Genomic DNA, 19,617 nt, shown 5'->3' on the forward strand with positions numbered 1-19,617 from the left:
GTCAGGTACCAGCGGCAGCGGTCTGTGTCGTAGTGGATGCGGTAGGCCACGGCCCGGTTCGTGGTGATGCGGTCGGCCCACTCGTCGCTGCGGTGATGGAACGTCACAGCTGTGGACAGGACGTACCGGCCGTGCGGGGCGTTCGCCAGGTGCGCAAGCGGGACGGGGAGCTTGAGGGAGACTTCGCCGTCCGGGGTGACGCGGATCGTCTCGTTCCCCAACCGCTTGCCCGATTCGCCGTCCGCCTGCAGGAACCAGCGCTCCGCTTCCCAACGCCGCCGCCACGCCTGCTCGGTGAGCTGCGCCGCCTCAAGGTGGTGTCGGGTGTGGAGCAGGCGTTTGCCGCCCCGCACCACCCGCACCCGCCCCACCTCGTGATCGGCCCGCTCCCGCTCCAGCCGATCCTCCAGCAGACGCAGCCGCCGGGACTTGTGGAACCACTCCCGCCGGGTGCGGTATCCGCCCGGAGCCCGCTTCGAGCCCTTCTCGCCCACCGGCAGCGACAGGCGGTGCGCGATCGTCTTGATGCCGGCCTCAAGGCTGTGGATGTGCGCGAGTTGGGCACGCCTGGACAGCGCCCACTGATCGTGGGTGGCCTTCGTGATCGAACCGGCCCAGCGCGAGGACGATGTGTCGGTCAGGGCCCGCTTGCGCCTGGCCCATGTATCCGCGGAGTGCTCCAGGCCCTCGGCGCATCGGCGTTTGAGATCCTTCGAGGCCAGCGACCCCAGATGCGCGCCGACCAGACGTAACACCGTGTCATCGTCCGGTGTGAGGGCCTTGATGCGGGTGCGGATCGCCACGCCGGACGGGCCGACGGCCACGAAGGGGGCAGCGATCGTGCGCAGCGACTCACCACGCATCGATGTGCCTCCCTCCCCAACGCTTGATCAGCAACAGGAAGAACGGTACAGGCCGGCACTGACAGTGCCCGCCAGCGTTGTGTGCGCGCTGCAACACCACGAACAAGTACATGCTCGTGCACACTCACACACACTCCTGCACATCCGAAACCGAACAGCTCCCAACCCCCTACGGCCGGTCCGGCAGCCCACCAGCCGGTGCGACGGGGAACGCGCTCAGCAGCCCTGACGGGCGGTCAGTCCCGCCGCCCCCGGCGCCCGGTCCCGATAGCTCTCGTCGACGAAGCGCACGAACGTGGCGACGTCCCCGGGCTGCGACGACAGCCTCAGAGAGACGCGGACGGCGCCCGCCGACGGCAGGTGCAGCAGGTCCAGGTCACCCCGCCCGTACGGTGCCCGGGACGGGATGCCCTCACCCTCCGGCCGGCCGGGGGCGGATGCCCGGCCTACTGGAAGTCGCAGCCGGGATTCGGCGCGTCCTCGGAGAACGGCGCGCCGTGCGGCAGCACATAGAGCACGTCCAGGACGACGGGGGTGGTGCCGAGGTTCCGGCCGATGTGAACGTGGCCGGGACCGCTCGGCTCGGTGATCGTGCTGCCGGCCCGGTAGACGCCGTCGGAGGCGCAGGTGGAGTCGAAGTGGCTGAGGGTGCCCTGCTTGAGGTATCCGTACAGGGGGCCGTCGTGGTAGTGCCAGCCGGTGCTCTGCCCGGCCGGGACGGTTATCTCGCGCAGGATGTAGTCCGTGCCGCCGACGGTCCTCTGGGCGAGGACGACGCCGGTCACACCGGGACCCGGCGGGGTGGCACCGGCCGTGCCGGACAGGCCGGCCACGCCCAGGGCCGTGGCGGCGGCTCCCGTCAGCACTCTTCGGAACATCACATGCATGCGTCCTCCAGGGTCGGGGTGACTCGGTGCGCGGCGTGCCCCGGGAGCCTTCCCAGGCCCCTCCCGTTTCACGTCCGCCGCCACGGTCCGCACGGCACCGCTCTCCCTTCACACGCGCGCAACGATCACCTGCGAGAATCGAACAAGGAACCGGCGTACGGCAGACACGCCACGGATCTTGGAGGAGCCCCGTGCCCCCGACCTCGAAACCGCTGCAGAAACTGGGCTTCCTGACCATCGGCCTGTTCGACGAGTCGGATCCGCGCCGCGGGCACGAGTCGACGCTGGAGATCATCGAACTCGGTGAGCGGCTCGGCTTCGACAGCGCATGGGTGCGCCACCGCCATCTGCAGTACGGCATCTCCTCGCCCGTCGCGGTGCTCGCCGCCGCGTCCCAGCGCACGAGCCGGATCGAACTGGGCACGGCGGTCATCCCGTTGGGCTGGGAGAACCCGCTGCGGCTCGCCGAGGACCTGGCGACCGTCGACGTCCTCTCCGGGGGCCGGCTCAACCCCGGGATCAGCGTCGGCCCGCCGATGCACTACGACCATCTGAAGCAGGCGCTCTATCCCCACACGGCCGATGCGGAGGACTTCGGCTACGACCGCGTCCAGCGGCTGCTGGACTTCGTGCGCGGAAAGCCGGCCACCGACTTCAGCGGGGTCGAGGGCTTCGAGGTGTTCTCACAGCGGGTGCAGCCGTACTCCCCCGGCCTGGGCCGGCGTATGTGGTACGGCGGAGGCAGCCTGCGTTCGGCGCAATGGGCTGGCGAACACGGGATGAACCTGCTGACCAGCAGTGTGGTGAAGGCGGAGGAGTCGGAGGACTTCGCCGAGGTTCAGCTCTCGCACATCCGCAGGTTCCGCGCCCACCACCCCGACGGTGAGCGCGCCCGCGTATCGCAGGGGCTCGTCGTCATCCCCACGGACAGCGCCTCGTCCGGACAGCGCGCCAAGTACGAGGCGTACGCGGCGCAGCGGATGCCGCGTACCGCGTCGCCGCAGGGCCCGTTGCGGATGATGTTCGCGCCCGACCTCGTCGGCCCGTCCGGGCAGATCGCCGAGCAGCTCCACGCGCACGCCGCGTTCCGGGAGGTCGACGAGGTGGCGTTCGCGCTGCCGTTCACCTTCGAGCACGAGGACTACGTGCAGATCCTCACGGACATCGCCACCGCCCTCGGCTCGGCGCTGGGCTGGCGGCCGGCCGGCTGAACGCCCGCTGGGCGAAGGCATGCCTTACTCGCGCGAACCATCATGACTACAGATATGTAGTCCTCCGGTCATGGAGGCAATGAGAAGGCAAAAGCACCGGCGCCAGGGAGCCCTCTGGCCGCCTGCCTGCTGCCCATGCGATCTTTCGCACCGGCAAGCAGGCGGACGATGCTTGCCCCCAGGGAGTCCGCACGCACGGCGGACGGACCCACGACGGACGGAGCCGGTATGACGACGGACAGCGGTACCGAGGTCAAGGTGGGGCCCGTCGCCGGCCACATCGGCGCGGAGATCACCGGGGTCGACCTCGCCGCCGGCCTGGACGACGCGACGGTGGTCGCGATCCGGTCGGCGCTGCTGCGCTGGAAGGTGGTGTTCTTCCGGGACCAGGAACTGGACCACGCCGCGCACATCGCGTTCGCACGGCGATTCGGCGAACCCGTCGTCCTCGGCAAACGCGGAAGTGCCTCCCCGCCGGACTTCCCCGAGATCGAGACGACGGCCGACCGGCTGGAGCTGGGCGGGCGCTACGGCATGGACCACGAGGAGTGGCTGCGGCGCAGGCGGCACTCGTTCCTGCGGGGCTGGCACTGCGACCACGGCGCCCGCGTCGACCCGCCCGCCGCGACCATCCTGCGGGCCGAGACCGTGCCCCCGTACGGCGGGGACACCCAGTGGTCCAATCTCACCACGGCGTACGCGGGCCTTTCGCAGCCGGTACGGACGTTCGTGGACGGACTGCGCGCCGAGCACCGGCTGGGCGTCGGGTACCAGGCGCGGCCCGGCGACGACGCCTACCTGCGTCATCTCCTCGACCACCAGGTCGCCGCCGAGCACCCGCTGGTCCGGGTGCACCCCGAGACGGGCGAACGCGTGCTGTTCGTCAACGGCTACTACGTCGAGCAGATCGCCGGCCTCTCGCGCGCCGAGAGCGCGCACATCCTGCAGATGCTCCTGGAGCAGGCCACTCGCCCGGAGTACACGGTCCGCTTCCGCTGGGAGCCGGGCAGTGTCGCCTTCTGGGACAACCGGGCCACCATCCACTTGGCCCCGAGCGACCTCGTCACCCCCGGACAGCCCCGGATCATGCACCGGGTGATGCTCGCCGGAGACGTCCCGGTGGGACCAAACGGCACGCCCTCGGCACCTGTGACCGGCACGGAACCAGGCCGCTGGTGACACGGGGCACGGCACTCGGACCAAGGAGACGAACGACCACCGGCACCCCAACTGATTGTCCGGAACCCGCTGTTGCCAATTCGTGAGGATTCCTTGTCCATTTCCTGCACGACCGGTCACAGGCTGGGCTACATTCGTGCCCGCCGATCCCGTATCCATCGGCGACGTCGCAGGAGAGGCTCGGGGGCGGCGCATGCGCGACATGGGAAACGCCCGGGCGATCGCCCCGGACAGGGCGGGATGGCCCGCGATGACCGGCGGGCTCGCCGACAGCGTCTTCGACACGGCGAACCACGACCCCGGCCTGCCGATGATCGCCCGCCGCTCCGAGCGGGGCGACGGCACGTGGAACACCATGACGGCAGGCGAACTGCGCGACGAAGTGGTCGATCTGGCCAAGGGACTCGTCGCCTCCGGCATCCGCCCCGGCCACCGCGTGGCCATCATGGCCCGCACCCGCTACGAGTGGACCTTGCTCAGCTGCACCCTGTGGGCGGTCGGCGCCGAGGTCGTGCCGGTCTATCCGACGTCCTCGCACGAGCAGGTCGAGTGGATCCTGCGGGACTCCGGCTGCGTCGCCGTCGTCGTCGAGGACGAGCACGGGGTGATGACCGTCGGGTCGGTGTGCGCCTCGCTGCCCCTGCTGCGCCACGTGTGGCAGTTGGACGCCGGCGCGCTGGCGACACTGGTGGAGCGCGGCCGACCGGTGCCGGCCACGACCATCGACTCGCTGCGCCGTATCGTGCTGCCGGACTCGACCGCGGTCGTCGCCTACACCTCGGGTACGACCGGACACGCCCGTGGCTGCGCGCTCAGCCACCGCAATCTGGCGAGTCCCTGCGACACACTGCTGGCCGGCTGGGGGCACACCGGGGCACCGCCCGGGGAGCAGCCCGCAGTCCTCGCCTTCCTGCCCTTCTCCCATGTCTACGGGCTGATGATCCAAGGGATGTGCCTGCGCGGCGGCCTGCTCATGGCCCATGAACCGGACCTGCGCGCGGACACCCTGGCCGCATCGCTGCTGAGCTTCCGCCCCACGTACCTGTACGCCGTCCCCTTCGTCTTCGAAAGACTCTTCAAGACGTTCCTCCGCACGGCCCAGCAGGCGGGGCGGGGCGTCCTGTTCGAGAAGGCGGTGCGCACGGCTCAGGACTACGCCCTGGCGGTCGAGCGGCAGCGGCTGGGCACCGGGCACGGTCCCGGCCTCGACCTCAAGCTCCAGCACGCCCTGTACGACAAGGCGGTGTACCGCAAGGTGCGCGCCGCACTCGGCGGGCGGGTGTGCGGCGCCGTGTCCGGCGGATCGTCGCTGAACCGGGAACTCACCCTGTTCTACGCGGGGATCGGGATCTCCGTGCACGACGGCTACGGCCTCACCGAGACGAGCGGGGGAATCACCGCGCAGCCGGTCGGGCGGGAGAAGTGGGGCACCGTGGGGCGCCCCCTGCCGGGCGTCGAGGTACGGGTGGCCCCCGACGGGGAGATCCTGGTGCGCGGCCCCTCGGTCTTCCAGGGGTACGTCAACGACGACCTGGGCACGCACTCGGCACTGCGCGAGGGCTGGCTGGCGACGGGCGACCTCGGGCACCTCGACCCCGAGGGCTATCTGTCGATCACGGGCCGCAAGAAGGACACCATCGTCACGAGCGGTGCCAAGAGCGTCTCCCCGGCGGCCCTCGAGGAGCGGCTGCGGATGCATCCGCTCATCCACCAGGCGGTGGTCGTGGGTGACAACCGGCCCTGCGTGGGCGCTCTGATCACCCTTGACCCGGAGTTCCTGGCGCACTGGCGCCGCGCCCTGTTCGCGCAGGGGGACGCGCCCGGACGCGAGGCCCGGGAGGAGAACGCGCTGCGGCAGGAGGTGGCCCGCGCCGTCGCCGCGGCCAACACCACGGTGTCGCGATCGGAGTCCATCCGGGTCTTCCGGGTGCTGCCGGAGCTGTTCGACGTGTCCAACGGGCTGCTGACGCCGTCGATGAAGCTGCGCAGGGACGTCATCGCGCGCCGGTACGCGGGGGAGATCGAGGCGATGTACCAGTCCGCGTCCCGCATCCCGCGCGAGCGCAGGCTGGACGAGCATGCGACCTGGGACGAATCCGACGACGTGTTCCGGCGCGTACGGTGAGCCGGAGACGGCCCGGCGGTCTCCTGGCCGGCTTCCGAGCCGAGCGGGGCGGGACCTGCGGGGCCCGGCACGGAACACCCGCCTGACCCACGTCCGCCCTGTCAGCGGCGGCGGCCCGGTCCGCCACGCCGTTTGATTCACCCGGTGCGGTGGTCGCTGCATCCGCACTGACCGGCCCGGATGCGCATCCGGGCCGATACGGCGCATTCTTGCTGTGATACCCACCCGACGGCCCGGGACGAGGGCAGACCGATGCAAGGCAGCGCCGAGCGCGCGCAGAGCGCACCCGGGACGCCGACCGCCGTGCTGACCGGCGCCGTGGCGGACGCGATCCACGCCGTCGGCGGCTTCGCGGGCGGCGTGTACCTGCGCTCCGGCACGCCCGCGGTACTGCGCCTGGCCGTACTCACCGGCCTTCCGGGCCCGCTGTTCCGGCCATGGTGGCGGCTGCACACGGAGCGCCAGTTCCCGGTCGCGGACGCCTACCGGCACGGCAACCCGGTCGTGCTCACCGACTCCACGGAGACCATGCGGCGCTACCCGCAACTGGCTGCGGGGCTGCCGTTCCGGTTCGGCTCGGTCTGCATGCCCGTGTCGGACGGTACGACCAGGTACGGCGTGCTGACGGTGCTGCGGCCTCCGGCCTCGGACGTCTCCGAGGCGCTGCCCGAACGGGCCCGCCTGACCGCGGTGGCGGATCGTCTGGGCGAGGCCCTGGGTGCCCTGGAGGCCGAAGGGGATCCCGTGATCTGGGACCGCGAGCCGCTGTGCGTACGGCCACCGGTGAGCGGGCCGTCACAGGGGTCGATCGGGCACTTCGTCTGGGACCCCGCCGACGCCACGGTGACCGCCGACAACGTCTTCTGGGAGCTGACGGGCGGCACCAAGGAGGACTTCGCCCGTTCGCCCGAGGCCCTGGCCGCGGCCATCTCCCCTGATGACGCGTGCCGGGTGCTGTGCGCACTGAGCGACTCGGCCGCCGGCTCCCCACCCGTGCGTCCGCTGCGGGTCCGGGCCGCGAACGGCAGCCGGCGGATGCTGGAGTTCTGGCCCGAGGCATCGACGGGACGGGAGCACAGGGTGGGCGGCCTCGTCGTCGACCCAGGCCCCGGACCTGCGGCGGAGGAGGCAACGGACCTTCTCCCAGACGGCGTGTTCGCGTTCGACCGGCTGGGACTGATCACCTACGTCAACCCGCGTGCCGCCGAACTGCTGGGCCGGACGCAGGCGGAGCTCGTCGGCCGGCCCCTGTGGGAGGCCGTCCCCTGGCTCGAACAGCCCGCCTACGAGGACTATCTGCGCGCGGCTCTCATCTCGCCGGAACCGGTGCACTTCCAAGTCCGGCGTCCCACGACGGAGTCCGAGGACGAGGGCGACTGGCTCACCGTCTCGGCCCATCCTGGCCCGGATGTCGTGAGCTGCCGGGTGGTGCCGCTCGGGCCCACCGTGGAGGCGCCCTCACTGGGCGAGTCGCCGGCCTCGGCCACGGGAGTGCTCGGTACACCGGACCCCTCGGCCCCGGTGTACCGCCCCATCGTCCTGGCGATCGCGCTGTCCGAGGCCATGACGGCACGTCAGGTGTCCGAGGTGGTGATGCGGGAGCTGCTGCCCGCGTTCGGCGGGCGCCGGCTGGCAATCTATCTGCTGCAGGAGCGGCATCTGTACGTGGCCTGGGAGACCGGCTTTCCGCCGGGGTACCTCGCCCAGTTCGAAGGCGTCGGCCTGGACGCCAAGCTGCCGAGCGTCGAGACGCTCACCACCGGACGCCCTCTGTTCTTCGAGTCGATGCAGCAGGTCGAGGCCGCCTATCCGGGCCTCTCGCTGGACACGGAGTCGGGCTCACGGGCCTTCCTGCCGCTGATCGCCTCCGGCCGGCCGGTCGGCTCGTGCGTCCTCGGCTTCGAGCGGCCGCGCACCTTCAGCCCCGGGGAACGCACCGTGCTCACCGCGCTCGCGGGTCTGATCGCCCAGGCCCTGGAGCGCGCCCAGCGCTACGACTCCGAGGCCGCCCTCGCCCGTGGCCTGCAGGAGGCCCTGCTGCCGCACCGGCTGTCCGACCATCCGCTGGTGGAGACCGCCGGCTGCTATCTGGCCGGCACACAGGGCATGGACGTGGGCGGCGACTGGTACGACGTCGTCGAGGCCGGCGACGGACTCGCCCTGGTCATCGGCGACGTACAGGGACACGGAGTGCAGGCGGCCGCCACGATGGGCCAACTGCGCAGCGCGGTCCGGGCGTTCGCCCTCGGCGACCACGCCCCGCACCAGGTGATGAGCAGCACCAACCGGCTGCTCATCGACCTGGATCCGGGTCAGTTCGCCAGCTGCTGCTACATCCGGCTGGACCCGGACACGGGATATGCGCGGGCCGTACGGGCCGGGCACACACAGCCCCTGCTGCGCCATCCCGACGGTCTGACGGAGGTCCTGGACCTGCCCGGCGGACTGGTGCTCGGGGTGGATCCGCAGGCCCGCTATCCGGTGACGCATCTGTCACTGGAACCCGACGCCGTCCTCGCGCTGTACACCGACGGGCTGGTCGAGCGGCCCGGCACCGACATCGACGAGGGCGTCGAGGTCCTGCGCGCGGCGCTCGCCCGCGCGGGGGAAGACATCGACAGCGTCGGCAGGCCCAGCCTGACGGACATCGCGGACCGGCTCATGGAACGGGCCCGGCGCACCCTCGACCGACCGGACGACATCGCACTCCTGCTGGCGACTCGGCACCACCGGCCGCCCTACGAGGTCGGCGACGACCACGGTGCCGACGGCGAGCGGCCCGGCGGCGGGGTGTCCGACGGCGCGCCGACCAGAGCCGCCCGGCCTGGTCGGGAGGAGCTCGCCGATCCCGGGGAGCAGGAGGGGCCCGGACCGCCGTCCGCGTGAACGCCCGGCAGGCCCGCACCCTGAGCGGTGCGCCCTCGATGACGATCCCCAGGCGATGGGCCGACAGGCGGCGTTGCGATGATGGCGCTCCAAGGCCCGGCCGGCCCGCCACCGGCCGGATGTCGAAAGGCAGGAGTACAGCTCATGACCTCCATCCGTGGGACGTCCCTGGACATCCCCACCCAGGACGGCACGGCCGATGCCTACCTGGTCCACCCCGACGACGACAGCCCCCACCCCGCGGTCCTGCTCTACATGGATGCCTTCGGGCTGCGGCCGTCCCTGAAGCGGATGGCCGACCACCTCGCCGAGCACGGCTACACGGTCCTCGTGCCCAATGTCTTCTACCGGCGCGGACGGGCTCCCGTGGTCGACCTGCCGGACTCCATCGACTCGTCCGCGCGCCCCGAGCTGTTCCAGCAGATCATGCCGCTCATACAGGCCCTGACGCCCGAAGCGGTGGAACGCGACGCCGACGCCTATCTGAGCCGGCTCGCCGACCTCCCCCAGGTCGCCGACGGGCCAATCGGCATCACCGGCTACTGCATGGGCGCCAGGCTGGCCCTGCGCACCGCCGGCGCGTACCCCGAGCGGGTCGCCGCGATCGCCGGGTTCCACGGCGGGCGTCTGGCGACCGACACCCCCGACAGCCCCCACCTGGTGGCCGACCGCGTCACCGCGGAGGTGTACTTCGGCCACGCCGACCAGGACTCCTCGATGCCCCCCGAGCAGATCGAGCTGCTCGACAAGGTGCTCACGGAGGCGGGCGTGCGCCACCGCAGCGAGGTCTACCCGGGCGCGCACCACGGCTACACCCAGGCCGACACCGCGGCGTACAACGCCGAGGCGACGGAACGCCACTGGAAGGAGCTGCTGGCACTACTGGACCGCACTCTGCGGGGCAAGGGCAGCGCGTCGTAGGCCGGAGGGGACCGTCCCGGTCACCGGGCGCCGGCGGAGGCGTCAGCCGGCGCCCGGAACCTTGCTGAAGATGTCTCCCCGGCCTCGGCAGGCCGGGGAGACGGGGCACGTCCGCGGTCAAGCGGGCGGGACGACCGCCACCGGGCAGGGCGCGTGGTGCAGCAGCGCGTGCGCCACGGATCCGATGCGCGGGCCCACCGGCCGGGAGGCGTGCCGCCCGACCACGACCAGCTGGGCGTGGGCGGCCGCGGCGAGCAGTACCTGGCCCGCGCTGCCCATCTCCACGTGTTCGGTCACCGGCACCTGCGGATAGCGGTCCCGCCAGGGCCGTAGCGCCTCGTCGAGCGCCTTCCGCTCGTACGGCTCCATACCGCCGGCCTCGTCGAGCAGCTTGATCGAGCCGGGGCTGTAGGCGAACACGGGCGGCAGGCTCCAGGCCCTCACGACCCGCACGGCGGCGCCCCGCGCCGCGGCGGTGGCGAACGCGAATCCGAGCGTGGGCGCGCTGTCGTCGGGGCCCCCGTGCTGTCCGACGACGACCTCGCGGCCCGCCGCCTCCGCGCTGGCCCGGTCGTCGGACCGTACGAGCACCACCGGCCGGGCGGACTCGGCGATGACCTGCTGGCCCACCGAGCCGAGCAGGAAGCCCACGACCGCCCCGTGGCCCCGCGAACCCAGGACCAGCAGCTCGGCTGTGTCCGCCTCGGCGGCCAGCGTCCCGGCGGGCGCCCCTTCCAGGGCCTCGGCGGTCACGGGCAGCTCCGGATGGCGCTCGGCGACGGCGCGCCGGGCCCCGTCCACCATCTCCCGCGCCCATCCCGCCTGGGCGTCCCGGTCGGCGGCCGAGGCCACTTCGTACGGCTGCCACTGCCAGGCGTGCACGATCCGCAGTGGCAGGCCCCGGCGCACCGCCTCCCGTCCCGCCCAGGCCGCCGCGGCTTCGCTCTCCGGTGATCCGTCCACTCCCACGGTGATGGGGCGGGTCATAGGGCTGCCTCCCTGTTCCTGATCCGGGTCCATGATCGGCGGTCACACGTTACCGATCCGGACGGTCGCCGGGTTCCGGAGCGAAACCGGACGATCGAACATACGATGGGCGGGACGCCGACTGACCGGGGTGGGAGACCTGATGTCACAAGCGGCCGCCGCAGCGGCACGGACCGTCATCCTGACCGTGGACGACGACCCGGGGGTGTCCCGCGCCGTGGCACGCGACCTGCGCCGACGGTACGGCGAGTCGTACCGCATCGTGCGTGCCGAATCCGGCCGGAGCGCGCTGGAGGCACTGCGGGAACTTAAGCTGCGCGGTGAACTGGTGGCCGTCATCGTGGCCGACTACCGGATGCCCGAGATGAACGGCATCGAGTTCCTGGAACAGGCCCTGGACGTCTACCCGGGGGCGCGCCGGGTGCTGCTGACCGCCTACGCGGACACCAGCGCCGCCATCGACGCGATCAACGTCATCGATCTCGACCACTACCTCCTCAAGCCATGGGATCCGCCGGAGGAGAAGCTGTACCCGGTCCTGGACGACCTGCTGGAGGCATGGCGGGCCTCCGACTACAAGTCGGTCCCCACCACCAAGGTGGTGGGGCACCGCTGGTCGGCCAGGTCGTCGGAGGTCCGGGAGTTCCTCGCCCGCAACCAGGTGCCGTACCACTGGTACTCGGTCGACACGCCTGAGGGACAGCGGCTGCTGGCGGCCGCCGGCCAGGACGGGGTGCGGCTTCCGCTCGTCGTCACCCCGGACGGCACGCCGCTGATCGAGCCGGAGGACGCGGAGCTCGCGGGACATGTGGGGCTCGCGACGACACCGACCTCGGACTTCTACGACCTCGTCGTCATCGGCGGCGGGCCCGCCGGACTCGGGGCCGCCGTGTACGGGGCGTCGGAAGGGCTGCGGACCCTGCTCGTGGAGCGGTCGGCGACCGGCGGGCAGGCCGGGCAGAGTTCACGGATCGAGAACTACCTCGGCTTCCCGGACGGCGTGTCGGGCGCTCAGCTGACGACCCGGGCGCGCCGCCAGGCGAAGAAGTTCGGCGCCGAGATCCTCACCGCACGCGAGGTGTCCGCACTCGAGATCAACGGGGCGGCGCGCATCGTGCGCTTCTCCGACGGTTCGGCGATCGCCGCGCACACCGTGATCCTGGCGACCGGAGTGTCGTACCGGCAGCTCCGGGCGCCCGGTCTCGAGGAGCTGACCGGGTGCGGAGTCTTCTACGGTTCGGCGCTGACGGAAGCACCGGCCTGCTCGGGGTACGACGTGTACATCGTCGGCGGCGCCAACTCCGCGGGCCAGGCGGCGATGTACCTGTCCCGGGGCGCCAAGTCGGTCACCCTGATCGTGCGGGGCGAGTCGCTGTCCGCGTCGATGTCGCACTACCTGGTCCAGCAGATCGCCGAGACGCCCAACATCAACGTGCGCACGCGCACCGTCGTGGACGCCGCGCACGGCACCGAGCACCTGGAGCAGCTGACACTGCGGGACATGGCGACGGGAGTCATCGAACTCGTCGACGCGCAGTGGCTGTTCGTGTTCATCGGGGCGGCCCCGCTGACCGACTGGCTGGAGGGGACCGTGCTGCGGGACGAGCACGGTTTCATCCCCACCGGTCCCGACATGACCTGCGACGGGCAGCCACCGCCCGGCTGGGAACTGGAGCGGCCCCCCTATCACCTGGAGACCAATGTCCCCGGCGTCTTCGTGGCGGGCGACGCCCGCGCCGAGTCCGCCAAGCGGGTCGCCTCCGCGGTCGGCGAGGGAGCCATGGCCGTGATGCTCGTCCACCGGTATCTGGAGCAGTCATGAACCCACAGTTCGGGGAGCGGTCGTGAGCAGCCGGCCGATGTCCTGCGACAAGAGTGAGCTGAGGACGCTCTTCCTGTTCGAGAAGCTGACCGACGACCAGCTGGCGCGGCTGTGCCTCGAGGGGCGGGTGGAACTGTTCGACCCCGGTCCGGTGTACACCGAGGGGGATCCCGCCACGTGCTTCTTCGTCCTGATGGAGGGCACCGTGGTGCTCTCGCGCCGGGTCGGCGCCGACGACGTGGAGATCTCCCGGACGTCGCAGCGCGGCGTGTACGCGGGCGCCTTCCAGGCGTATCTCGGCAACCGGGCGCGGGGGGCGACGTACAACGGCTCCATGCGGGTCACCGAACCCTCGCGATTCTTCGTCCTGCCCGCCGCGACCTTCGCCGCGATCATGCGGGACTGGTTCCCGATGGCGGTGCATCTGCTGGAGGGGCTGTTCTTCGGCTCCAAGAACACGCAGCAGATCATCAATCAGCGCGAGCGGCTGCTGGCCCTCGGCTCGCTGTCGGCGGGCCTCACCCACGAGCTCAACAACCCGGCCGCCGCGGCCGTGAGCGCGACGGCGGCGCTGCGCGAGCGCGTCGCCGGGATGCGGCACAAGCTGGGCATGATCGCCGCGGGACGGTACGAGCCGGACACGCTGCGGACGCTGGTCGACATCCAGGAGAGGACCGCGGAACAGGTCGCGAAGGCCGTTCCGGTCAGCCCCCTGGATGCGTCCGACCGCGAGGACGAACTCGGCGACTGGCTCGACGACCACGGCATCCAGGGCGCCTGGCAGATCGCTCCGAACTTCGTACAGGCCGGGCTCGACACCGACTGGCTCAACCAGGTGGCGGCGGCCGTCGACGAGCAGACCCTGGAAGGCGCGATCCGCTGGCTCAACTACACGGTCGAGACCGAGTTGCTGATGAACGAGATCGAGGACTCGACCACCCGGGTCTCCACGCTCGTCAACGCGGCCAGGCAGTACTCGCAGCTGGACCGGGCGCCGTTCCAGAACTCCGATGTGCACGAACTCCTCGACAGCACCCTGCTGATGCTCTCCGGCAAGATCGGCAAGCGGATCACCGTCGTCAAGGAGTACGACCGCAGCCTGCCGCCGATTCCCGCCTACCCCGGCGAGCTGAACCAGGTATGGACGAACCTCATCGACAACGCGGTCTCGGCCATGAACGACGGGGGCGGCGAGGGCACGCTGACCGTGCGGACCGCTCTCGACCGCGACCGGCTGCTGGTCGAGTTCGGCGACACGGGCCCTGGCGTGCCGCCGGAGATCCGCAACCGTATCTTCGACCCCTTCTTCACCACGAAGCCCGTCGGCCAGGGCACCGGACTCGGCCTGGACATCTCCTGGCGCATCGTCGTCAACAAGCACCACGGCAGCCTGGACTTCCGGTCCGTGCCCGGCGACACGCGGTTCCAGGTGCGGCTGCCGCTGACCGCCGCGGAGTCCGATGCCGACGAGCCGGACATCGAGCCGCAGCGGGTTTCCCAGACCTCACCGGAGGCGTCATGACGTCAGTAGAAGGCATCGAGCCCGCCGTCCCGCCGAGCGGCACCGGCTGTGTGGAGTGCGACGAGGCGGGGGGCTGGTGGTTCCATCTGCGGCGCTGCGCGCAGTGTGGACACATCGGCTGCTGCGACGACTCGCCGGCCAAGCACGCCACCGCCCATTTCCACGCCAGCGGGCATCCGGTGATCCGCAGCTTCGAGCCGGGCGAGGGCTGGTTCTGGGACTACACCACGTCGCAGCTGTACGAGTCGGGGCCCGAGCTCGCTCCCCCGGCCTGCCATCCCGAGGACCAGCCGGTGCCGGGACCGGCGGGCCGGGTGCCGGCCAACTGGGAGCAGGCGCTGGGCTAGCGGAGCGGCCGTCCGGGCGGGGGGCGGTCACCGACCGACCGCCGGTCTCCCCGTCTCCCCAGTCGCGGAGCCCGCACTCCATCGCCCCGCCATGGAGTGCGGGCTCCGGTTGACACCCCTGAGGCGGGTGGGAGGGTGGAGAAGTAGGGAAGGTGCGGCCGTTCGCATGCTCACCTCCAGCGGCATGGCGCACATGCCGGAACGGGGTGATTCGCCGCGCGCCCTCCGGCCGCCCGGCGCTGTCCTTCGCTGTGTCCGCCCCGGAGAGCAGGCCGACGGCGGCCGAGCAGGGGTCCGTCCGGCCGGCCGCGCTCGCCATACGGCCGATCGCTCAGCGGAAAGGCAGGAACCACCATGGCACAGGCACTGCGTGACCGGAGGGTCGCGATCCTGGCCACCGACGGTGTGGAGCGCGTGGAGCTGGAGGAACCCCGCGGAGCCCTCTACGGCGCCGGCGCCACCAGCGACATCATCTCGATCCACCCCGGTGAGATCCAGGCCCGGCAGTTCGACATCAACGCGGCGGGCACCCTGCCCGTCGACCGGCTCGTGGCAGACGCCTCCGCGGACGACTACGACGCCCTGCTCCTTCCGGGCGGCACCATGAACCCGGACCAACTGCGCATGAACAAGGACGCCGTCGCCTTCGTCAAGGCCTTCGCCGCCAGCGGGAAGCCGATCGCCGCGATCTGCCACGGCCCCTGGACCCTGGTGGAGGCCGGCGCCGTGCGCGGCCATCGCATGACCTCCTGGCCGAGCATCCGCACCGACCTGCGCAACGCGGGGGCCGAGGTCGTCGACGAGGAAGTCGTCATCGACGGCCAGTTCACCACCAGCCGCTCACCCGCCGACCTGCCCGCATTCTGCGAGGCCATCATCGAGCAGTTCAGCAAGGCCCCGAGCAAGGCCTCCTGAGGGCACCGCCAGGCCTTGGACGGGGCCTGGACGGGACGCCCTGGACCGGAGGAGCACCCGCCTCGTCACCCGCCTGTTGCGCCACCCTTCCGAGCGGTGCGGGGCGCCCGCTGGCGCCGCAACGGGCCGCCATGCAACGGTGTGGTGTGCCAGCGGGCCGTGAACGTGCCGTCGTTCAGGGCACAGGTGACCGTCAGCCGGTGCGGCGTCTCCAGGAACAGGACGTCCAGGCGAAGGGTGTCCGGATCGGTCCAGCCACCGCTCACCGCGGTGGGGACGGGGTCCTCCTGCACGGCCCAGGAGGCTCCGGGAAGCGGCAGCGCGAGACGCTCGTCGCCCTCCACGAGGGTCACCGTCCAGATCCCTTCCGCCGCGGTGACCTCGGCCGCCGTCAGTGTCGGCTGGTCCGAACGGCCCTCCCCGGGCGTGAAGCGGGCGCCCTGCCAGCGGCCGGAGTCCGCCACGGGCCCGGAGTGCGCGGGGACCGCGGGCAGAGCGAGGTGGTCGAGACGCTCCTGGAGCGCCTTGTCGTCGTCGGCGCGGTCCGCAAGCGGCCTCGATGCGAACGCGGGCAGCAGATGACGCCACATCGCGTCGAGCAGTTTCTGCATCTCCATGGTCGCCGCGGTCGTCGCGATCACGGCGTCGTGCTCGGGCAGGACGACGCAGAACTGGCCGTACGCCCCGTCGCCGCGGTACCCGTGCCGCGACATCCAGAACTGGAAGCCGTACCCCTGCTGCCAGTCCGACACGGTGCCCTCGGCCGTCCCGTCGGCGTTCGAGATGTGCGGGCGGGTCGCCTGGGCCACCCAGGAGGACGGCAGCAGGCGCCTGCCCTCCCAGACGCCGTCCTGGAGGTACAGCAGACCGAGGCGGGCGATCGCGTCCGTGGTGGCGTGCAGTCCGGTGAAGCCGAGGTCGCGGCCGCGCGGATGCTGGGTCCAGCTGACCTCGCCGATGCCGAGCGGGTCCAGGATCCTCGGGCGCAGGTACTCGGTGAGCGACTGGCCGGACAGCCGCTGCACGAGCGCGGCCAGTGTGTAGGTCGTGGGCTGGTTGTACGCGAAGACCGTGCCGGGGTCGCGGTCCGGAGGGATCAGCAGGAAGCCGCGTACGGGTTCCGCCCGGTCGAGCCCGAACGCCTCCGCCTGGGTCTCGGCGAGGTGCCCGCTCGCCATGGACGCGACGTGCCGGACCAGCATGGCGCGGCTGCGCGGGTCGGTGATGTCCGCCTCGAACTCCGGGAAGTACGACAGCACGGGCGCGTCGAGGTCGAGCAGTCCCTCGGTGACGGCCGCTCCGGCGGCCGTCGAGGTGAAACTCTTGCTGAGCGAGTACAGCAGGTGGAGGCGGTCGGCGCTGTAGGGCGTCCACCAGCCGGAGGCGACCAGACGGCCGTGGCGCAGGATCATGAGGCTGTGCGGCTCGATGTCCGGTGCCGCCTCGACCGCATCGAGGAACGCCTGGATCCCGCGGGCGTCCACCCCTTGCTCGGCGGGTGTGCTGACGGGCAGCGGACGGGCGCTCATCCTGTGGGCCTCCTGGGCGATACGGGCGGGTGATCGGGACCGGGGCTCGCGGCAAGCACCATCCTTTCGCCGCGCTCCGGGGAATGTCCACGGCCGGGCCCAGGCGGATCCCCCTGCCTGTTTTCCCGTTTCCCGAAGGGGAACCCGCGCTTTATGGTGCAAATCGGATATACGATGATGACCGAACAGGCGGGCCCGCGCGAACTCGTCGACCATGTGGTGCGGGCCGAGGAGGCGGGGTTCGACTTCTCCGTGACCTCGGACCACTACTTCCCGTGGCTGCGGGCCCAGGGGCACGCGCCGTACGCGTGGAGCGTGCTGGGCGCCGCCGCGCAGGCCACCTCGCGCATCCCGCTGATGACCTACGTGACCTGCCCGACGTTCCGCTACCACCCGGCGGTGGTGGCCCAGAAGGCGGCGACGGTGCAACTGCTGTCGCAGGGCAGGTTCCGGCTGGGTCTCGGCGCTGGCGAGAATCTCAACGAGCACGTGGTGGGCGAGGGTTGGCCGTCCGTCGAGGTACGGCACGAGATGCTGGAAGAGGCGGTCGGCATCATCCGCGAGCTGTTCGGCGGAGGCCATGTCAGTCGCCGGGGCACGTACTTCGGCGTGGACTCGGCGCGGCTGTGGGACCTGCCGGACGAGCCGCCGCCGATCGGCATCGCGGTCTCCGGGGAGCGGTCCTGCGCCCTGGCCGGCCGTCTCGCCGACCTCGTCATCGCCGTCGAGCCGAAACGGGAACTGCTCACGACGTTCGACCGGCACGGCGGCGAGGGCAAACCCCGGGTGGGGCAACTGCCGGTCTGCTACGACCGGGACCGGGAAGTCGCCGTCCGCCGCGCACACGAGCAGTTCCGCTGGTTCGGCGGTGGATGGAAGGTCAACTCCGAGCTGCCGCACCCAGATTCGTTCGACTCTGCCACCCGGTTCGTCAGGCCGGAGGACGTGGCCTCCTCGATTCCGTGCGGCGACGATCCCTCCGACTTCGTCGAGGCCGTGCGGCCCTACGCCGAGGCCGGGTTCACGGAGATCGCGCTGGTGCAGGTGGGCGGCGACACCCAGCCCGAGTTCGTCCAGTGGTCGGCGAAGGAGCTGCTGCCGGCCCTGCGGGAGGCACTGCACTGACCCCAACACGGGTGCGCCGACGAGGCGTTGACGTGATGCGGCCATAATGACCCGGTGATCGCCTCCCCACATCTGGCCGTCCCTCCGTCCGAGCAGCGCATACCCGTCGTCATCGTCGGCGCGGGCCCGGCCGGGCTGACCCTTGCCAACGTCCTGAGAGACGCCTCGGTGGACTGCGTCGTCCTGGAGTCCGAGAGCCGGGAGTTCATCGAACGGCGGCCCCGGGCGGGGTTCATCGAGGAGTGGGCGGTGCGGGCGCTGGAGCGGCACGGGCTGGCCGGGGGGCTGCTGGAGCGGGCCCAGACACACACCGAGTGCGAGTTCCGCCTCGGCGGCCGGCGGCACCGGTTCCGCTACACGGAGATATCCGGGCACCACCACTTCGTCTATCCGCAGCCGTTGCTCGTCACCGATCTGGTGCGGGAGTACGCGGACGCCAAGGGCGGCGACATCCGGTTCGGAGCGTCGGATGTCGAGCTGCACGACATCGACACCGAGCACCCGTCGGTGTCGTACACCGATCCCGGCTCGGGCGAACGGCGGCGGATCGCCTGCGACGTGATCGCAGGGTGCGACGGCGCCCGCGGCGTGACCCGGGCCTCGCTGCCGCCCCAGCGCGCGCACGTCGCGCGGCTCGACTACGGGGTCGGCTGGCTCGCCCTCCTCGCCGAGTCGCCGCCGTCGTCGGACTGTGTCGTCTTCGGGGTCCATCCCCACGGGTTCGCTGCACACATGGCCCGCAGCCCGCAGGTCACCCGCTACTACCTCCAGTGCCCGCCCGGCGACGACCCGCAGAACTGGCCGCACGAGCGTGTCTGGTCCGAGCTGCACGAACGGCTGTCCGCCGCGGACGGGGCGCCGCTGACCGAGGGGCGCCTGATCGAGAAGCGTGTCCTGGACATGCACAACTACGTGGTCCAGTCCATGGTGCACGGACGGCTGTTCCTGGCCGGTGACGCCGCCCACCTCGTCGCCCCGATCGCCGCGAAGGGCATGAACCTCGCCCTGTACGACGCCCTGGTGCTCGCGGACGCGCTGATCACGTACTACCGCTCAGGCGACGCGGCCGGCCTGCGGGGCTATTCGGCCGCCTGCCTGCGCCGTGTGTGGGAGTACCAGGAGTTCTCCCAGTGGTTCGCCGAGTTGCTGCACGGACCGTCCTCGGGCGATCCGTTCCGCGCGGGCAACGCCACCGCCCGGCTGCGGCGGCTGTTCGACTCCCCGGTCGCGGCGGCCGCGTTCGCCGAGTCGTACATCGGGTCGGGCGGAAACAGTAACCGAGGGTAACTTACTGACGA

Annotated in this window: 14 protein-coding genes and 1 pseudogene; 11 read left to right on the top strand and 4 right to left on the bottom strand. The window is 71.4% G+C overall.

The window, feature by feature from the left end; translation table 11 throughout:
- Nucleotides 1–863, bottom strand: a pseudogene (locus ACWDA7_RS07190) (IS200/IS605 family accessory protein TnpB-related protein); the annotation flags it as partial.
- A 446-nt stretch (nucleotides 864–1,309) separates the two neighbouring features.
- Nucleotides 1,310–1,750: a cupin domain-containing protein gene (locus ACWDA7_RS07195; RefSeq protein WP_450603186.1), complete on the bottom strand. Its 441-nt coding sequence runs from the start codon at nucleotides 1,748–1,750 to the stop codon at nucleotides 1,310–1,312.
- Between the two features lie 191 nt (nucleotides 1,751–1,941).
- Between ACWDA7_RS07195 and ACWDA7_RS07200 the strand changes: the two genes are divergently transcribed.
- The 5 genes from ACWDA7_RS07200 to ACWDA7_RS07220 all read left to right on the top strand — a co-directional run bounded on the left by ACWDA7_RS07200 (nucleotide 1,942) and on the right by ACWDA7_RS07220 (nucleotide 10,072).
- Nucleotides 1,942–2,961, top strand: coding sequence for an LLM class flavin-dependent oxidoreductase (locus tag ACWDA7_RS07200; protein ID WP_450603187.1), 1,020 nt, complete (start codon nucleotides 1,942–1,944; stop codon nucleotides 2,959–2,961).
- Nucleotides 2,962–3,189: 228 nt separating this feature from the next.
- Entirely contained in the window at nucleotides 3,190–4,140 is a 951-nt protein-coding gene (locus ACWDA7_RS07205; protein WP_450603188.1) for a TauD/TfdA dioxygenase family protein, read from the top strand.
- Between the two features lie 193 nt (nucleotides 4,141–4,333).
- Entirely contained in the window at nucleotides 4,334–6,265 is a 1,932-nt protein-coding gene (locus ACWDA7_RS07210) for an AMP-dependent synthetase/ligase (RefSeq protein WP_450603189.1), read from the top strand.
- Between the two features lie 252 nt (nucleotides 6,266–6,517).
- Nucleotides 6,518–9,151: a SpoIIE family protein phosphatase gene (locus ACWDA7_RS07215; protein ID WP_450603190.1), complete on the top strand. Its 2,634-nt coding sequence runs from the start codon at nucleotides 6,518–6,520 to the stop codon at nucleotides 9,149–9,151.
- Nucleotides 9,152–9,295: 144 nt separating this feature from the next.
- Nucleotides 9,296–10,072, top strand: a complete 777-nt coding sequence (locus tag ACWDA7_RS07220; RefSeq protein ID WP_450603191.1) for a dienelactone hydrolase family protein — start codon at nucleotides 9,296–9,298, stop codon at nucleotides 10,070–10,072.
- Nucleotides 10,073–10,189: 117 nt separating this feature from the next.
- Here ACWDA7_RS07220 and ACWDA7_RS07225 read toward each other — a convergent pair whose 3' ends face one another.
- Nucleotides 10,190–11,059 (bottom strand): universal stress protein, encoded by an 870-nt coding sequence (locus ACWDA7_RS07225; RefSeq protein WP_450603192.1) that lies wholly within the window; start codon nucleotides 11,057–11,059, stop codon nucleotides 10,190–10,192.
- 142 nt (nucleotides 11,060–11,201) lie between these two features.
- Here ACWDA7_RS07225 and ACWDA7_RS07230 point away from each other — a divergent pair, with 142 nt between their 5' ends.
- The 4 genes from ACWDA7_RS07230 (at nucleotide 11,202) to ACWDA7_RS07245 (ending at nucleotide 15,665) form a co-directional block, all read left to right on the top strand.
- Entirely contained in the window at nucleotides 11,202–12,881 is a 1,680-nt protein-coding gene (locus ACWDA7_RS07230) for an FAD-dependent oxidoreductase (RefSeq protein WP_450603193.1), read from the top strand.
- 22 nt (nucleotides 12,882–12,903) lie between these two features.
- A complete protein-coding gene (locus tag ACWDA7_RS07235) occupies nucleotides 12,904–14,403 on the top strand; it encodes an ATP-binding protein (RefSeq protein ID WP_450603194.1) in 1,500 nt (499 codons plus the stop codon).
- Nucleotides 14,400–14,750 carry a UBP-type zinc finger domain-containing protein gene (locus ACWDA7_RS07240; protein WP_450603195.1) on the top strand — a complete coding sequence of 117 codons (351 nt, stop codon included), beginning with the start codon at nucleotides 14,400–14,402 and terminating at the stop codon, nucleotides 14,748–14,750. Before ACWDA7_RS07235 ends, ACWDA7_RS07240 begins: the two co-directional genes overlap by 4 nt.
- Nucleotides 14,751–15,104: 354 nt before the next feature.
- Nucleotides 15,105–15,665, top strand: coding sequence for a type 1 glutamine amidotransferase domain-containing protein (locus ACWDA7_RS07245; protein ID WP_450603196.1), 561 nt, complete (start codon nucleotides 15,105–15,107; stop codon nucleotides 15,663–15,665).
- A gap of 65 nt (nucleotides 15,666–15,730) precedes the next feature.
- Here ACWDA7_RS07245 and ACWDA7_RS07250 read toward each other — a convergent pair whose 3' ends face one another.
- Entirely contained in the window at nucleotides 15,731–17,194 is a 1,464-nt protein-coding gene (locus ACWDA7_RS07250; RefSeq protein WP_450603197.1) for a serine hydrolase domain-containing protein, read from the bottom strand.
- A gap of 153 nt (nucleotides 17,195–17,347) precedes the next feature.
- Between ACWDA7_RS07250 and ACWDA7_RS07255 the strand changes: the two genes are divergently transcribed.
- Complete coding sequence (locus ACWDA7_RS07255) at nucleotides 17,348–18,319, top strand: LLM class F420-dependent oxidoreductase (protein ID WP_450603198.1); 972 nt, start codon at nucleotides 17,348–17,350, stop codon at nucleotides 18,317–18,319.
- A 54-nt stretch (nucleotides 18,320–18,373) separates the two neighbouring features.
- A complete protein-coding gene (locus ACWDA7_RS07260; RefSeq protein ID WP_450603199.1) occupies nucleotides 18,374–19,606 on the top strand; it encodes a 4-hydroxybenzoate 3-monooxygenase in 1,233 nt (410 codons plus the stop codon).
- Nucleotides 19,607–19,617: the final 11 nt, after the last annotated feature.

The sequence above is a fragment of the Streptomyces sp. NPDC001156 genome (assembly GCF_053598275.1).

Bases quoted from the DNA above. Each gene is read 5' to 3' on its own strand.
- ACWDA7_RS07195 (WP_450603186.1), bottom strand. From the start codon at position 1,750: ATGCATGTGATGTTCCGAAGAGTGCTGACGGGAGCCGCCGCCACGGCC.
- ACWDA7_RS07205 (WP_450603188.1), top strand. From the start codon at position 3,190: ATGACGACGGACAGCGGTACCGAGGTCAAGGTGGGGCCCGTCGCCGGC.
- ACWDA7_RS07210 (WP_450603189.1), top strand. From the start codon at position 4,334: ATGCGCGACATGGGAAACGCCCGGGCGATCGCCCCGGACAGGGCGGGA.
- ACWDA7_RS07215 (WP_450603190.1), top strand. From the start codon at position 6,518: ATGCAAGGCAGCGCCGAGCGCGCGCAGAGCGCACCCGGGACGCCGACC.
- ACWDA7_RS07220 (WP_450603191.1), top strand. From the start codon at position 9,296: ATGACCTCCATCCGTGGGACGTCCCTGGACATCCCCACCCAGGACGGC.
- ACWDA7_RS07225 (WP_450603192.1), bottom strand. From the start codon at position 11,059: ATGACCCGCCCCATCACCGTGGGAGTGGACGGATCACCGGAGAGCGAA.
- ACWDA7_RS07230 (WP_450603193.1), top strand. From the start codon at position 11,202: ATGTCACAAGCGGCCGCCGCAGCGGCACGGACCGTCATCCTGACCGTG.
- ACWDA7_RS07240 (WP_450603195.1), top strand. From the start codon at position 14,400: ATGACGTCAGTAGAAGGCATCGAGCCCGCCGTCCCGCCGAGCGGCACC.
- ACWDA7_RS07245 (WP_450603196.1), top strand. From the start codon at position 15,105: ATGGCACAGGCACTGCGTGACCGGAGGGTCGCGATCCTGGCCACCGAC.
- ACWDA7_RS07250 (WP_450603197.1), bottom strand. From the start codon at position 17,194: ATGAGCGCCCGTCCGCTGCCCGTCAGCACACCCGCCGAGCAAGGGGTG.
- ACWDA7_RS07255 (WP_450603198.1), top strand. From the start codon at position 17,348: ATGGTGCAAATCGGATATACGATGATGACCGAACAGGCGGGCCCGCGC.